General features: G+C 62.2%; 13 protein-coding genes. 4 read left to right on the plus strand and 9 right to left on the minus strand.

Features of this window, described 5'->3' with window-relative positions:
* Positions 1–71: 71 nt before the first annotated feature.
* Positions 72–1,016, plus strand: a complete 945-nt coding sequence (locus C2L65_RS13595; RefSeq protein ID WP_042307930.1) for a carbohydrate kinase family protein — start codon at positions 72–74, stop codon at positions 1,014–1,016.
* An 88-nt stretch (positions 1,017–1,104) separates the two neighbouring features.
* Complete coding sequence (locus C2L65_RS13600; RefSeq protein ID WP_007743651.1) at positions 1,105–1,593, plus strand: outer membrane lipoprotein; 489 nt, start codon at positions 1,105–1,107, stop codon at positions 1,591–1,593.
* A gap of 1,115 nt (positions 1,594–2,708) precedes the next feature.
* On the opposite strand, the gene C2L65_RS13605 is transcribed toward C2L65_RS13600, so the two are convergent.
* From C2L65_RS13605 to C2L65_RS13635, 7 genes are all read right to left on the minus strand, one after another.
* Positions 2,709–3,314 (minus strand): histone H1-like DNA-binding protein, encoded by a 606-nt coding sequence (locus C2L65_RS13605; protein WP_042308039.1) that lies wholly within the window; start codon positions 3,312–3,314, stop codon positions 2,709–2,711.
* A 30-nt stretch (positions 3,315–3,344) separates the two neighbouring features.
* On the minus strand, positions 3,345–3,671 hold the full coding sequence (locus C2L65_RS46555) for a hypothetical protein (protein WP_081920930.1): 327 nt from the start codon (positions 3,669–3,671) through the stop codon (positions 3,345–3,347).
* Between the two features lie 79 nt (positions 3,672–3,750).
* Positions 3,751–4,974 carry a ribonucleotide-diphosphate reductase subunit beta gene (locus tag C2L65_RS13615; protein ID WP_042307928.1) on the minus strand — a complete coding sequence of 408 codons (1,224 nt, stop codon included), beginning with the start codon at positions 4,972–4,974 and terminating at the stop codon, positions 3,751–3,753.
* Positions 4,975–5,562: 588 nt separating this feature from the next.
* Positions 5,563–8,565 (minus strand): ribonucleoside-diphosphate reductase subunit alpha, encoded by a 3,003-nt coding sequence (locus tag C2L65_RS13620; protein WP_042307925.1) that lies wholly within the window; start codon positions 8,563–8,565, stop codon positions 5,563–5,565.
* A 498-nt stretch (positions 8,566–9,063) separates the two neighbouring features.
* Complete coding sequence (ampD, locus tag C2L65_RS13625) at positions 9,064–9,684, minus strand: 1,6-anhydro-N-acetylmuramyl-L-alanine amidase AmpD (protein WP_042307922.1); 621 nt, start codon at positions 9,682–9,684, stop codon at positions 9,064–9,066.
* Positions 9,681–10,016 carry a PP0621 family protein gene (locus tag C2L65_RS13630; protein ID WP_042307921.1) on the minus strand — a complete coding sequence of 112 codons (336 nt, stop codon included), beginning with the start codon at positions 10,014–10,016 and terminating at the stop codon, positions 9,681–9,683. Before C2L65_RS13630 ends, ampD begins: the two co-directional genes overlap by 4 nt.
* A gap of 5 nt (positions 10,017–10,021) precedes the next feature.
* Positions 10,022–10,963, minus strand: a complete 942-nt coding sequence (locus C2L65_RS13635; protein ID WP_042307919.1) for a cytochrome C assembly family protein — start codon at positions 10,961–10,963, stop codon at positions 10,022–10,024.
* A gap of 80 nt (positions 10,964–11,043) precedes the next feature.
* Between C2L65_RS13635 and ffh the strand changes: the two genes are divergently transcribed.
* Together ffh and C2L65_RS13645 are read left to right on the plus strand one after the other, a co-directional pair.
* Positions 11,044–12,411 (plus strand): signal recognition particle protein, encoded by a 1,368-nt coding sequence (gene ffh, locus C2L65_RS13640; RefSeq protein WP_042307918.1) that lies wholly within the window; start codon positions 11,044–11,046, stop codon positions 12,409–12,411.
* Between the two features lie 154 nt (positions 12,412–12,565).
* Positions 12,566–13,117 carry a hypoxanthine-guanine phosphoribosyltransferase gene (locus tag C2L65_RS13645; protein ID WP_042307916.1) on the plus strand — a complete coding sequence of 184 codons (552 nt, stop codon included), beginning with the start codon at positions 12,566–12,568 and terminating at the stop codon, positions 13,115–13,117.
* 66 nt (positions 13,118–13,183) lie between these two features.
* On the opposite strand, the gene C2L65_RS13650 is transcribed toward C2L65_RS13645, so the two are convergent.
* Positions 13,184–13,789 (minus strand): MarC family protein, encoded by a 606-nt coding sequence (locus C2L65_RS13650; protein ID WP_042307913.1) that lies wholly within the window; start codon positions 13,787–13,789, stop codon positions 13,184–13,186.
* A gap of 12 nt (positions 13,790–13,801) precedes the next feature.
* Positions 13,802–15,538: a proline--tRNA ligase gene (locus tag C2L65_RS13655; protein WP_042307911.1), complete on the minus strand. Its 1,737-nt coding sequence runs from the start codon at positions 15,536–15,538 to the stop codon at positions 13,802–13,804.
* Positions 15,539–15,737: the final 199 nt, after the last annotated feature.

Consider the following 15,737-nt stretch of genomic DNA (forward strand, 5'->3'; position numbering starts at 1 on the left):
ACTCCGGGCGCGGCGCTGTCACATCGTCGCACCCTTTTTCCATCCGAACGACACTTATAGGAACGCTCGCCTTGGCTACGCTGATTTGCGGCTCGCTCGCCTACGACAACATCATGACCTTCGAAGGGCGCTTTCGGGAGCACATCCTGCCGGAGCAGGTCCACATCCTGAACGTCAGCTTCCTCGTGCCGACGATGCGCCGCGAGTTTGGCGGCTGCGCGGGCAATATCGCCTACTCGCTGCATCTGCTCGGCGGCGATGCGCATATCATGGCGACGCTCGGCGCCGTCGATGCGCAGGTGTACATCGACCGTCTCGACTCGCTCGGCCTGTCGAAAACGCACGTGCGCGTGCTGCCCGACACGTACTCGGCGCAGGCGATGATCACGACCGATCTCGAGAACAATCAGATCACGGCATTCCACCCGGGCGCGATGATGCAGTCGCATCTGAACCGCGCGGACCAGCCTGGCGTAACGCTCGGCATCGTCGCGCCGGATGGCTTCGACGGCATGATCCAGCACTCCGAACAGTTCGCGGCGGCGGGCACGCCGTTCATTTTCGATCCGGGCCAAGGGCTGCCCCTCTTCGACGGCGCGTCGCTGCGCCGCATGATTGAACTTGCCACCTACGTCGCAGTCAATGATTACGAAGCTGCGCTGGTGAGCAACAAGACGGGCTGGTCGATCGAAGAGATCGCGAGCCACGTCGACGCGCTGATCGTGACGCGCGGCGAACACGGGGCGCAGATTCACCACGCAGGCGGCATCGAAGAGATTCCGGCCGTCAAGGCAAAGCAGGTGCTGGACCCCACGGGTTGCGGCGATGCGTTCCGGGGTGGTCTGCTGTACGGCATCGAGAAGGGTCTGGGCTGGGCGACCACCGGCCGTCTCGCGAGCCTGATGGGCGCGCTCAAGATTGAACATCAAGGGCCGCAGAATTATGCGCCGTCGCGCGCGGAGATCAACGAACGGTTCAAGCAGGCATTCGGTTACGAACTGCCGCAGGGCGCCTGATGTAGTCGGGTAAAACCTGCTGCGCATACGCCGCGCTTGACCGGTCGAGTTTGAGGGGCTCGAAACGAGCCCGTTTGGAGTCAAGGGAATGAAAACAACGAGTCGTACGTTGAGTCGCCTGGTACTGGGCGCGGTGATCGCGAGTTCGCTCGCCATGACGGGCTGTGCGTACAACAGCAGTTCCGCTGATGTCTATACGTCGTCGCAGGCGCAGCGCGAAGAGACGGTGCGCATGGGCGTTGTCGACAGCGTGCGCGCGGTCAAGATCAGTTCGAACAATGGCCAGCCTAGCGGCATTGGGGCGATTGGTGGCGGTGCGCTTGGCGCGGTGGCGGGCAGCGCGATCGGTGGCGGGCGCGGGTCGATACTGACGGGTATTGTTGGCGGCCTGGCGGGCGCTGTCGCGGGTAATACGATCGAGAACAGCACGGCGATGCGAGATGGCGTCGAGATTACCGTGCGGCTCGATAATGGCGATATGCGCGCCATTACGCAAAGCGCGACGGGCGAGATTTTTCGCGCAGGCGAGCGGGTTCGACTGTTGTCGAGTGGTGGTGTGACTCGCGTTACGCATTGAGCTTTTTCTTTTTCCCTGCCGGCGGCGTGGAAGCGCTGTGACGGCAACCTCACACGCATGTGCTCCCCTGTGCATGCGTTTTTTTTTGCCTTCTGGGGCGGCAGGCCCCCTCCCTGGTTGCGCTTGATTTGTCTGTTGATCGGGGTTTGTGGTTTGCGCGTTTCTGCGAGGCGGTGGTTTTGGTTTTTTTGCCTTTGCAGTGGCAACCGCGTTTTGCTCTTGCTGTGGCATCCGGGTTTTGCGTTTGTGCTGGCATCCGCGTTTTGCCTTCGTGCTTTATGCGTTGCCACTGTGCGTTTGCCGATTCGCTGGCATCCGCGATTTTGCCTTCGTGCTTCAGGCGTTGCCCCTGTGCGGGGCGGCACCTACTTTTCTTTGCCGCCGCAAAGAAAAGTAGGCAAAAGAAAGCGGCTCACACCGCCAACATTTCTCCCCGCCTGAGGGCCCCCACAGGGTCTTATGCTTCACACGGCAGCATCTCTGTTCGCGTTCGTTGCCAACGCTTCGAATGACCGCCTCACCCACTTCAAACACCCGAACAAGAGCTAGCGGCAGCGAATGGTTGCTGCCGCCCAGGTGGCAAACTGTGTGTAGGTTGTCGCACCGCACAGGTTAGCGCTCTTACGAGAAACACCAATCTAGCCTCCCAGTCCGGAGTGATGCGCGTATGGCGCGAAAGCCTACACACAGTTTGCCACCTGGGCGGCGGAGGACTATCAGGCACGGCGTGCCGCGACGCGGGCACATGAGGCGGGTGAGGCGTACAGGGAGAGCGTTGGCAACGAACGCGAACTGGTACGTCGCCGTATGAAGTGTGGGACCGGTTGGGGGCCCTCAGGCAAGAACTAGAACTGGCGGTTTGAGCCGCTTTCTTTTGCCTACTTTTCTTTGCGGCGGCAAAGAAAAGTAGGTGCCGCCCCGCACAGGGGCGACGCCTGAACTAGGCTAACGAGTCGCGGATGCCAGCGCAAACACAACCAAACCACCCTGCTTGCGCAGCAAAACGCAAAACCAAAAAGCAAAAAATCCCGCCACCAGTCACCCGGCGACGGGACCAACGCAGATCGAGCAACAACCGCTACTCAATCAACCGACGCACTCACGTGCGTCACTTCTTACGGACGGCTGCCCGTCGGGAACGGCCATGCTGCGGCCGGGTTCAGCGCCGTCTTCACCGTAGCAGCAGGCGCCGTCGAAGCAGCGGGCGCAGCCGGAGCAGGTGCTGCCTTCTTCGCAACAGCCTTCTTCGCAGGCGCAGCCTTCTGCGCAGGCGCAGCGGCCTTCTTCGCGGCAGCCTTCTTCGCAGGGGCAGCCTTTTTGGCGGCAGCCTTTTTCGCAGGCGCCTTCTTCGCAGCGGCCTTCTTCGCTGCAGCCTTCTTCGCCGGCGCTGCCTTCTTCGCAGCAACCTTCTTCACGGCGACTTTCTTCGCTGCAACCTTCTTCGCTGCAGCCTTCTTCGCCGGTGCTGCCTTCTTCGCAGCAACCTTCTTCACGGCGACTTTCTTCGCTGCAACTTTCTTCGTTGCGACCTTCTTCGCAGCTGCCTTCTTCGCCGGTGCTGCCTTCTTCGCAGCAACCTTCTTCACGGCGACTTTCTTCGCAGCGACCTTCTTCACGGCAACCTTCTTCACCGCTGCCTTCTTCGCCGGAGCAGCCTTCTTCGCAACGACCTTCTTCGCTGCAGCCTTCTTGGCTGCCGGTTTCTTCTTGGCGAGTGCCATCATTTTCTCCTTCAGGTTTTCAGATGAGAGTCAGTTCAAACTACACCCTTCGTCAAAACCCGCTTCCCGCGGACGCTTCTCACGGCGGCCACTGCGAAGCGGGCTATTCATCGGCGTACGCAGCTCCAGCGCGCTTACGCTAATGAATACGGTAAGGCGCGCCGTGCCATCGGGCACAGCGCGCCAAGTCCAGTCGGCGTCCAATCTCGACGCCGCGAATCGTTTGATCGAGCCGCTCGCTTTATGGCGAACGGCTTTTTCCGGGGGGAAGTTTGCCCATCCCACTGAAGGGTTCGCAAAGTGCCTGTGATCTTTATAGGCCGTGGTTATCCACGGCGCACCGGGCACGCTCTGCATCAGGCGGTCATGCTCCTCACCAAACTTGCCGCGGCACAGCCAGCGGCAACCCCATCAAATACATATGCGACGCGTTGGGTTATTCCCAGGACAGCGCGCCACCGGTCTGATATTCGATAACCCGCGTCTCGAAGAAGTTGCGTTCCTTCTTCAGGTCGATCATCTCGCTCATCCACGGGAACGGGTTTTCCTCGTTCGGGAACAGCGGATCGAGACCGATCTGCTGGCAACGGCGGTTGCAGATGAAGCGCAGATAGCTCTTGAACATCGACGCATTGAGGCCGAGCACCCCGCGCGGCATCGTGTCTTCTGCGTAGCGATATTCGAGGTCGACCGCATGCTTGAAGATTTCGCGGATCTCCGCGCGGAACTCAGCCGTCCACAGATGCGGGTTTTCGAGTTTGATCTGGTTGATCAGGTCGATGCCGAAGTTGCAGTGCATCGACTCGTCACGCAGGATGTATTGGTACTGTTCCGCCGCGCCCGTCATCTTGTTCTGGCGGCCGAGCGCCAGGATTTGCGTAAAGCCGACGTAGAAGAACAGCCCTTCCATCACGCACGCGAACACGATCAGCGACTTGAGCAGTTTCTGGTCTGCCTCGAGCGTACCCGTCTTGAAGGCCGGGTCGGTCAGCGTGTGGATGAACGGAATCAGGAATTCGTCTTTGTCGCGGATCGACTTGACTTCGTGATACGCGTTGAAGATTTCGCCCTCGTCGAGACCGAGCGACTCGACGATGTACTGGTATGCGTGCGTGTGGATCGCCTCTTCGAACGCCTGGCGCAGCAGGAACTGGCGGCATTCGGGCGCCGTGATGTGGCGGTACGTGCCGAGAACGATGTTGTTCGCAGCGAGCGAGTCGGCCGTCACGAAGAAGCCGAGGTTGCGCTTGACGACGCGGCGCTCGTCTTCAGTCAGACCGTTCGGGTCTTTCCACAGAGCGATGTCGCGCGACATGTTGATTTCTTGCGGCATCCAGTGGTTCGCGCAACCGGAGAGGTACTTCTCCCACGCCCACTTGTATTTGAACGGCACGAGCTGATTGACGTCAGTCTGGCCGTTGATGATGCGTTTGTCGGCGACATTCACGCGCGCTTCGGAAGCGACTGCCGGCGAGTTGATCTCTGCCAGCGGAGCGACTGCGAAGTCGTTCGCGAAGATGTTTTGAGCCGAGGGAGCTTGATGAGCGGAACGCGTTTCGACTTGCGAACCGACGGCCGTTCCCGCAGCGTTGCGCAACACGTTTTGTTGCGAAGCACTCGAGGGAGTTACGGCAGTGATCTCGTCATCCCAGTTGAGCATAAATGTCACCATCAATTTAGATCGGTTTGTACCATCTTTTCACGAGCGTTAAAAGGGCTCGCTCATGAAAAATCCTGTTTTCGAATCGCGTTGCGACCTACATACAACACTTTGTTCATCGGTGTGTGAAGGTCACTCGTTGCGATTCGATCGAAACGTGTGTCGATGAAGCACGATGCACGATCGAAAGCGCGTTGCTTCAGTGATGCGTATGCGTTGCTTCTGCGTTGTTCCGAACTCGAAACGTTGCTGCTTCGCTTGCGTTGCGCGTGTCGTGCGAAGCGTGTCGGGTGCGTGATGTGTCGGCATCTCGCCGCTCGCTCTACGACTTCATCATGCGAGCGCCGTTCAGGGTTTTCTCGCACGTGTCGATGAGGTGTAGCACGTGATGTTCCTCGCTGCGTCGCGTGCTGCTCTTCCGACTGCAACGAGCACCACGCTGGCTTCGTGTCGCGATGAGCGGCGCGTTCGGCTGACTCCGCTCATCGCCTGCTGCTGATCTGTTGCTTGCTGCCTGCTTGTTGCCTGTCTGCTACGTGCCGCCGGCGGGCGCCGGCGGCTGACTCTCTACTATATGAAGCGTTGCGCTTACTGGCAGGCTTCGCACTCTTCGAAGCCAGGATCGCCCGGACGCATCATGCACACGGGACCATCCGCTTCGGGCGCTGCTTCGACTGCGGGCACTGCGGTTGCGGCGGAAGCCTGGAAGCCGCCCGTCACACCCGACGAACCCACGCCGCCACCGACACCGAAGCCACCCGCTGCGCCACCCGCACCACCCGCGCCGCCGTCGCTCGACGGCACTGCGTTCAGCGCGCCGTGTGCGACCGTCGACTTCTCGACGTGCGTCGCCGCCATCGTGCGGAGGTAGTACGTCGTCTTCAGGCCGCGCAGCCATGCGAGCTTGTAGACCTCGTCGAGCTTCTTGCCTGACGCGCCTGCCATATAGATGTTCAGCGACTGCGCCTGGTCGATCCACTTCTGACGGCGCGACGCCGCTTCGACCAGCCACGTTGCATCGACTTCGAACGCGGTCGCGTAGATTGCGCGCAGGTCGCCCGGCACGCGGTCGATGCGCGACAGCGAGCCGTCGAAGTACTTCAGGTCGGCGACCATCACTTCGTCCCACAGGCCGCGCGCCTTCAGGTCACGCACGAGGTAGTCGTTCACCACCGTGAATTCGCCCGACAGGTTCGACTTCACATACAGGTTCTGGAACGTCGGCTCGATACATGCAGACACGCCGATGATGTTCGAGATCGTCGCCGTCGGCGCGATCGCGACGCAGTTCGAGTTGCGCATGCCGTACGTCGAGATGCGCGAGCGCAGCGACGCCCAGTCCATCGACTCGCTCGAATCCACTTCGATGTAGCCGCCGCGCGCTTCCTCGAGCAGCTTCAGCGTGTCCTGCGGGAGGATGCCGCGATCCCACAGCGAGCCGCGGTAGGTCGCGTAACGGCCGCGCTCTTCCGCCAGTTCCGTCGACGCCCAGTATGCGTAGTAGCAGACGGCTTCCATCGAACGGTCGGCGAACTCGACGGCTTCCTGCGATGCGTACGGCGTGCGCAGCACGTGCAGGCAGTCCTGGAAGCCCATGATGCCCATCCCGACCGGGCGGTGCTTCAGGTTCGAGTTACGCGCCTTCGCGACCGCGTAGTAGTTGATGTCGATCACGTTGTCGAGCATGCGCATCGCGACGCTGATCGTGCGCTTCAGCTTGTCGTGGTCGAGCACAACCGTGCCGTCCGCCTGTTCCTTCAGATGCGCGACGAGGTTCACCGAGCCGAGGTTGCAGACGGCGATTTCGGTGTCGCTCGTGTTCAGCGTGATTTCCGTACACAGGTTCGACGAGTGGACGACGCCGACGTGCTGTTGCGGCGAGCGCACATTGCACGGATCCTTGAACGTGATCCACGGGTGGCCCGTTTCGAACAGCATGCCGAGCATCTTGCGCCACAGTTGCGCCGCCGGGATCTTCTTGAACAGCTTGATCTCGCCGCGCGCCGCTTTCTCTTCGTAAGCCGTGTAGGCCTTCTCGAAGTCCGCGCCGAACAGGTCGTGCAAGTCCGGGCAGGTGGACGGCGAGAACAGCGTCCAGTCGCCGCCTTCGTGAACGCGCTTCATGAACAGGTCGGGAATCCAGTTCGCCGTGTTCATGTCGTGCGTGCGGCGACGGTCGTCACCCGTGTTCTTGCGCAGCTCGAGGAATTCTTCGATGTCGAGGTGCCACGATTCCAGGTACGCGCACACCGCGCCCTTGCGCTTGCCGCCCTGGTTCACGGCGACGGCCGTGTCGTTGACGACCTTCAGGAACGGCACGACGCCTTGCGACTTGCCGTTGGTGCCCTTGATGTGCGAGCCGAGCGCACGCACACGCGTCCAGTCGTTGCCCAGACCGCCGGCGAACTTCGACAGCAGCGCGTTTTCCTTCAGCGCTTCGTAGATGCCGTCGAGGTCGTCGTCGACCGTCGTCAGGTAGCACGACGACAGTTGCGAGCGGCGCGTGCCCGAGTTGAACAGCGTGGGCGTCGACGACATGAAGTCGAACGACGACAGCACGTTGTAGAACTCGATCGCGCGCGCTTCGCGGTCGATCTCGTTCAGCGACAGACCCATCGCGACACGCATAAAGAATGCCTGCGGCATTTCGATGCGCACGCCGTCGCTATGCAGGAAGTAGCGGTCATACAGCGTTTGCAGGCCGAGGTAGCCGAATTGCAGGTCGCGGTTCGCGTCGAGCGCGGCGCCCAGACGCTTCAGGTCGAACTGCAGCAGCTTCTCATCGAGCAGTTCAGCGTTCACACCGCGCTTGATGAAGAGCGGGAAGTATTCGGCATAGCGCTCGCCCATTTCGGCTTGCGTGACTTCTTCTTCGAGGATCTCGCGGCGGATCGTGTGCAGCAGGATGCGAGCAGTGACCTGGCTGTATGCCGGGTCCTTCTCGATCATCGTGCGCGCAGCGAGGATGGCCGAGTCGTAGACCTGGGTCATCGGCACGCCGTCGTACAGGTTCTTGATCGTTTCCGTGACGATCGGCTCGGCGCTCACTGCGTCGCCCAGATTCGCGCAAGCGGATTCGATGATGCCGCGCAGCGCTGCCATATCGAGCGGACGCGTGATGCCGTTGTCGGTGACGTTCAGACCCGAAGCGCCTGCTGCGACTTCCGGCTCATGGCTGCGTTCCTGGCTGCGCTTTTCGCGGTACAGCACGTAAGCGCGAGCAACGTTGTGCTCACCCGTGCGCATCAGCGCGAGTTCGACCTGATCCTGAATGTCTTCGATATGGAACGTGCCGCCGTTCGGACGGCTGCGCACCAGCGCGCGCACGACGTTCTGCGTGAGTTGCTCGACCAGTTCGCGAACGCGTGCCGACGCCGCGCCCTGACCACCGTTGACGGCCAGAAATGCCTTCGTCACGGCGATGGCGATTTTCGAAGGCTCGAACGACACCACGCTGCCATTGCGACGGATCACCTTGTAGTCGGCGTAGCTCGTCTGCGGCGCGAGCGCTGCGGCGCCCTGTGCGAGCGCTTCGGGGCGGCCAGCGGGTGCGCCTTCGAACCGGGTCGTCACGTTGTCGGTGGTTTGCATGTGCAAAGCTCCTGGTCTTGGAATAGTGCGGAGTTACCGCGGATTAGTACAAACGCTGCGCCACCCCGGACGCATGCGATGAGGGTGAAGAAGAGGAACAGCGGGAACCTTGAAACAGAGAGGCCGGATGCGACAGATCCGTCGGGACGTACTTCAACGTTGTGTGTGTCGCGATCACTTGGCTGCGCCTTTTCTTCGAATTTGCCGACGCACCGGTTGTCGTAACTGGTTGCGCCGCATCAGATTTTTCAGTGCCGGTAATGCTGACGGCGCCATGCTCATGGAGCGGGGCGCCGCCTGACAAACACTACATCTTGTGCAAAAACTGATTAACGGCACGAAGTATAGTGTACTGAACCGTGATCGCAAATTCTTTTATTTGGTCTGACGATCTTGACTTTTGCGATGCCCGCGTCGGAAAAAGCTGTCGGGGAAATGACGTGCGCTCACAGCGCGCTTGCGCTGTCGGTTGGATACCGCACAGAAAAAGTCACGCGCTTACGGGGTTATCGGCGCGCGCGTCGACGGATGCAGATAGGGGAAGTACTGATCCGCGAGCGCGGTGTCGCGCTGCAGACGCGGCCAGTCGAAGTGCGGGCCGGGATCGGTCTTGCGGCCCGGCGCGATGTCCGAGTGACCCGCGAGCGCTTCGATCGCGTAGTGCGCGGCGAGTGCCTGCACGAGCGGCGCGAGCGTCTCGTATTGCGCCGCTTCGAACGCCGATGCGTCGCTGCCTTCGAGCTCGATGCCGATCGAAAAGTCGTTGCAGCGCTCGCGCCCGAAGAAGCTGGACGCGCCCGCGTGCCACGCACGCTCGTCGCACGATACGTACTGCTCCAGCGCGCCGTCGCGATGGATCACGAAATGCGCGGACACCCGCACGTCACGCAGATGCGCGTCGTAGTACGGATGCGCGTCGCAATCGAGACGGTTAAGGAAGAGATCGGTGATGCCCGTGCCGCCGAATTCGTTCGGCGGCAGGCTGATGTTGTGAACGACGATCAGCGTGGGACGTGCGCCGTTCGGCCGCACCTCGAAATTCGGCGACGGCAGCTTGCGCGCTTCGTTGATCCAGCCGTTTGCATCGACGGTGAAACGCGCGGTGGCGTGTGCCGTCATCGCGCGTCGCGGCCCGTCGGGCGAGCGGAGTAACGCTGCGCGTGATCGTGCGAGCAGAACGTCTGGCCCGCGACGAGCACGGAATCGCTCTTCGGCGCATGCACGCCGCATTGGGCGCAACGGATCATCGGCTCGGCGAGTTGAGCGGCGGGCTTGCCGTTTGCGCTACCGCTCGCTTGACCATTGGCGCGCGCGCCCGTGCGCGCGTTGGCGCCGGCGTCGCCGCCCGCACCCGTGCGCGCCGACGTGCGCGATGCGTCGGCGCGACGCAGCGCCTTCACCAGCCACTGGCCAACGATGAACAACAGAATCAGCAGAAAAATTTGTCGCATGACACTCAGACCACAGGACGGTGCAACAGCACCTCGAAGACAAAACGGCTGCCGACATACGCGAGCAGCAACGCGACGAACGACGCGAGCACCCAGCGCAATGCCGCGCGGCCGCGCCACCCCGACACTTTGCGCGCCGTCAGCAGCGCGCCGAACATGACCCACGACAGCAGCGCGAACACGGTCTTGTGATCGAGCTGCAGCGCGCGGTCGAGCAGTTGTTCGTTGAACAGCATGCCCGATACCAGCGTCAGCGTGAGCAGCACGAAACCCGCGCCGATCAGACGGAACAGCAGCGTCTCGAGCGTGAGCAGCGGCGGCAGTGTGTCGAGCCAGCTCGACAGCCAGCCGTCGTTGCTCGCGGCGCTCTGACGCGCAAGCCCGCCGCCGCGCATCGCGTGCAGACGTCGCTCGACGAGCAGCATCAGCACCGCGTGCAGCGCGGCGATCACGAACAGACCATAGGCGACGTTGGCGATCAGGAAGTGCAGCTTGAACAGCGGATCGGCAGCGTACGACAGCACGTGTACGCCGTTGAACACGAGCGGCAGCAGCGACGCGACGCACGCGAGCGGCAGCACGAGCAGACGCAGGCCGTCGAGCGGAAAAAAGAAACTCTCGATCCAGTAGATGCCCGCGCCGAGCCAGAACATCGCGGACAGCGCGAACGCGAAGCCGAACACCATCGCGTCGTGCGGGAAAATCGTGGTGTGCAGCAGCACGCCGTGCGCGAGCAGCGCGACGAGCAGCACGATGCGCGTCGTCATCGACATGCCGGCGGAGGCGGCCGCGAGCCCTCGCCCGCCCGCGGGCAGCGGCGCAGCGGGAGACAGCGGCGACACGCTCTCGAGCAGCGGCGCGGCCGCCGCTTGCCGGTGCGCGCGCCAGCCCGCGACGGCGAGACCGCCGTACAGGAGCGCAGTGAGGGCATACAGTACAATATCCATATTCGAAGTTTACACCAGGCCCTCCAAAGTCCGCCGCTGTCGCGCGGTGACGGAGCCGGCCGCACTGCTCATCGCCCCCCATGCTCGACAACCTCACTCAACGGATGGCGCGCGTCGTCAAGACGCTGCGCGGCGAAGCCCGGCTCACCGAGGCGAATACCCAGGAGATGCTGCGCGAAGTGCGCCTCGCACTCCTCGAAGCGGACGTGGCGCTGCCCGTCGTGCGCGACTTCATCGCGAAGGTGAAGGAGAAGGCGCTCGGCGAGGAAGTGATCGCCAGCCTGTCGCCAGGTCAGGCGCTGGTCGGCGTCGTGCAGCGCGAGCTGACGGCCGTGATCGGCGGCGACTACGAAGGCAAGGCCGCCGAACTCGATCTCGCCGTCACGCCGCCCGCCATTATCCTGATGGCCGGCCTGCAGGGTGCCGGTAAAACCACCACGGTCGGCAAGCTCGCGAAGCTGCTGCGCGAGAAGTACAAGAAGAAAGTGCTGACGGTGTCGTGCGACGTGTATCGCCCCGCTGCTATCGCGCAGTTGAAGACAGTGACCGAACAGGTCGGCGCCGACTTCTTCCCGTCGCAGCCGGACCAAAAGCCCGTCGATATCGCGCGCGCCGCCGTCGACTGGGCGAAGCGCCACTATCACGACGTTCTGCTCGTCGACACGGCCGGCCGTCTCGGCATCGACGAAGCGATGATGAACGAGATCACCGCGCTGCATAAGGAACTGAATCCGGCCGAAACGCTGTTCGTCGTCGACGCCATGCTCGGTCAGGATGCCGTGAACACCGCGAAGGCATTCAACGACGCGCTGCCGCTCACGGGCGTCGTGCTGACCAAGCTCGACGGCGATTCGCGCGGCGGCGCGGCGCTGTCCGTGCGTCACGTGACGGGCAAGCCGATCAAGTTCGTCGGCGTCGCGGAAAAGCTCGACGGCCTCGAAGTCTTCTACCCGGACCGCATGGCGAACCGGATTCTCGGCATGGGCGACATTCTCGCGCTCGTCGAGGAAGCCCAGCGCGGCGTCGACGTTCAGGCCGCGCAGAAGCTCGCCGACAAGGTCAAGAAAGGCGGCGATTTCGATCTGAACGATTTCCGCGCGCAGCTTTCGCAGATGAAGAAAATGGGCGGTCTGTCGTCGCTGATGGACAAGCTGCCCGCACAGTTCCAGCAGGCCGCGTCGAATGCCGACATGGGCCAGGCTGAAAAGCAGATGCGCCGCATGGAAGGCATCATCAACTCGATGACCGCGCAGGAGCGCGCCAAGCCCGATCTGATCAAGGCGACGCGCAAGCGCCGCATCGCTGCGGGCGCGGGCGTGCAGGTGCAGGAAGTCAACCGCTTGCTGAATCAGTACGACCAGATGCGCACCATGATGAAAAAGCTAAAAGGCGGCAATCTGCAGAAGATGATGCGCGGCATGAAGGGTATGTTGCCGGGCATGCGCTGATCCTTGCCGGCCGTTGTGCGCTCGCCGCCAAATGCGAGCGCGCGGCGGCCACCACGGCCCGGCGCGTACGCCGAACCAAGGCGCGGGTATATGCTGTAGCGCGCAGGGTCGTTGTCTTTCACACTATGTATACAGTTACCGCCCGTCAGACGTCATGAATCGCGAAGAAGCTCTCCACATTTTCAGTCACTCCGAAGAAATCGTTTCGGCCAGCGACGTCAACGCCTCCATCAGCCACATGGCCGACGCGATCCGCGCCGAAATGGCCGAAGACTTTCCGCTCGTGCTGTCGGTGATGGGCGGCGCGGCGGTGTTTACAGGCATGCTGCTGCCGCACCTCGATTTCCCGCTCGAATTCGATTACATCCACCTCACCCGCTATCGCAACGCGATCAAGGGCAGCGCCGAGATGCAATGGCGCGTCGCACCTTCGGGTTCGGTGAAGGACCGCGTCGTGCTCGTGCTCGACGACATCCTCGATGAAGGCGAGACGATGGCCGCGATCCGAGACCGCATCATGGATATGGGCGCGAAGCGCTTCATGAGCGCGGTGCTGTGCGAGAAAATTCTCCGGAAGGCGAAGCCGCTGCACCCCGATTTCTGCGGTTTCGAAGTGCCGGACCGCTACGTGTTTGGCTGCGGGATGGACGCGAAGGGCTACTGGCGCAATCTGCCGACTATCCGCGCGCTGACGGAAGGCGCCTGACGCTTCCTCACGCCGCAGAAAAAAAGCGACCTCTCGGGGTCGCTTTTTTGTTGCTTCGATCAACTGCTATTTTTCGAGCTGATGCACGAAAGTGCGGATGCCACCAAGCATCATCTCCACTGAAATCGCGACGAGCACGAGACCCATCAGCCGCTCGAACGCCATCACCGTGCGCTCGCCGAGCCATTGCTGGATGCGCTCCGCGAGCACCAGCACGATCGCGCAGACGATCATCGTCACCGTCAGCGCCGCCACCCATTCGAACATCTTGTTCGGCGCCTGCGATGTCAGCAGCATCACCGTCGCAAGCGCCGACGGACCGGCGAGCGCGGGAATCGCGAGCGGCACGATCATCGGCTCGGCAGCGCGCGTGTCCGCGCCAAACGGGCCGTCGGGATGCGGAAAGATCATCCGCAGTGCGATCAGGAACAGCACGATCCCGCCGCCGATCCGCAACGACAGATCGGTCAGGCTCATCATCCGCAGAAAGCGGTCGCCGACGAGCATGAAGACCAGCAGGATCACGAACGCGATGGCGACTTCGCGCAGAATCACGCGGATGCGCCGGTGAGGCGCAACACCCCGCAGGCAGTTGATGAAGAGCGGGATGTTGCCGAGTGGATCAGTGATGAGAATCAGCAGGATGGTCGCGGACAGGAAGTTGTACTCCACCGTCCGCTCCCGTCAGCGCGCGAGCGCTGCGTTGATCTTGTCGATCACGGCCTGCGCCGCGCCTTCGACGGGCAACAGCGTGGCTTCCGCGTCGCGGCGGCCCTGGTACTCGATCTTGCCGTCCTTGAGACCACGATCGCCGATCACGAGACGATGCGGCACACCGATCAGTTCCCAGTCCGCGAACATCACGCCCGGACGCTCGCCGCGATCGTCGAGAATCACGTCGATGCCCGCTGCCGTCAGTTCGTCGTGCAGCTTGTCCGCCTGCTCGCGCACGGCGTCGCTGCGGTCGTAACCCATCGGGCACAGCACGACTTCGAACGGCGCGATCGATTCCGGCCAGATGATGCCCTTGTCGTCGAAATTCTGCTCGATCGCAGCGCCGAGAATGCGTGTGACACCGATGCCGTAGCAGCCCATTTGCATCGGCTGCGGCTTGCCGTTTTCGTCGAGGCACGTCGCGTTCATCGCTTCCGAATACTTCGTGCCAAGCTGGAACACGTGGCCGACTTCGATGCCGCGGCAGATGTCGATCACGCCCTTGCCGTCCGGCGACGGATCGCCCTTCTTCACGTTGCGGATGTCCGCGACGACCGGCTCGGGCAGATCACGGCCCCAGTTGACGCCCGTCGTGTGGAAATCGACTTCATTCGTGCCGACCACGAAGTCGCTCATGTTCGCGACCGTGCGGTCCGCGATCACCTTGATCGGCTTCTTCGTGTTCATCGGCCCGAGGTAGCCCGGCGGCGTGCCGAACCACTCGACAATTTCTTCTTCCGTCGCGAAGCGGAACTCGGCGAGACCCGGCAGCTTGTTGACCTTGATCTCGTTCAGATCGTGGTCGCCGCGCAGCATCAGCAGCCAGATGGTCGGCTCGGCGCCTTCGTTTTCGGTGGCGAGGATGATCGACTTGATCGTCTTTTCGAGCGGAATGTCCAGATATTCGGCGACGGCTTCGCACTTGGCCTTGCCCGGCGTCGGCGTCTTCTTGAGTTCTTCCTTCGGTGCGGCGCGTTCCGCAATCAGCGGCAACGCTTCGGCCGCTTCGACGTTGGACGCGAAGTCCGACGTCGGGCAGTAAGCGATGTCGTCTTCGCCCGTATCGGCGATCACGTGGAATTCGTGCGAGCCGCTGCCGCCGATCGAGCCGTTGTCCGCCGCGACCGCGCGGAAGTCGAGGCCGAGGCGCGTGAAAATGCGCACATACGCGTCGTACATCTTGCGATACGACTCTTTCAGGCCGTCCATGTCCTTATCGAACGAATACGCGTCCTTCATGATGAATTCGCGGCCACGCATCACGCCGAAACGCGGACGGATTTCGTCGCGGAACTTCGTCTGGATCTGATAGAAGTTCACGGGCAACTGACGGTAGCTCTTGATCTGGTTGCGCGCGATGTCCGTCACGACTTCTTCGTGCGTCGGTCCGATCACGAAGTCAGTCTGCTTGCGGTCCTTGAAGCGCAGCAGTTCGGGACCATATTTTTCCCAGCGGCCCGATTCCTGCCACAGCTCCGCCGGCTGCACAGCCGGCATCAGCAGTTCGATCCCGCCTGCCCGGTTCATTTCCTCGCGCACGATCGCTTCCACCTTGCGGATCGAACGCAGGCCAATTGGCAGATAGTTGTAGATGCCGCCAGCGACGCGCCGGATCATGCCGGCACGCACCATGAGCTTGTGACTGACGATTTCCGCGTCGGCGGGCGCTTCCTTCAGGGTGCCAATAAAGAATCGGGAGGCTTTCATTCAGAATTTTCCAAAAGCGGCGGACCAAAGTGGCCGCCCGAAAGGGTAAGACGATGGGTTCGCGCGCCTGAGCGCCTGGTCATGCCGGCGCACGCTGCGACAGGCCGAAAAGCGATTGTCGCATGCGCGAGCACTTGTCCGACGACGCGCCAAAAGCGCCGGAAAGCGGCTTTCGAGGCGTTGGACGAGGCTTGTTGCG

The organism is Paraburkholderia terrae (genome assembly GCF_002902925.1).
Taxonomy (GTDB): Bacteria; Pseudomonadota; Gammaproteobacteria; order Burkholderiales; family Burkholderiaceae; genus Paraburkholderia; species Paraburkholderia terrae.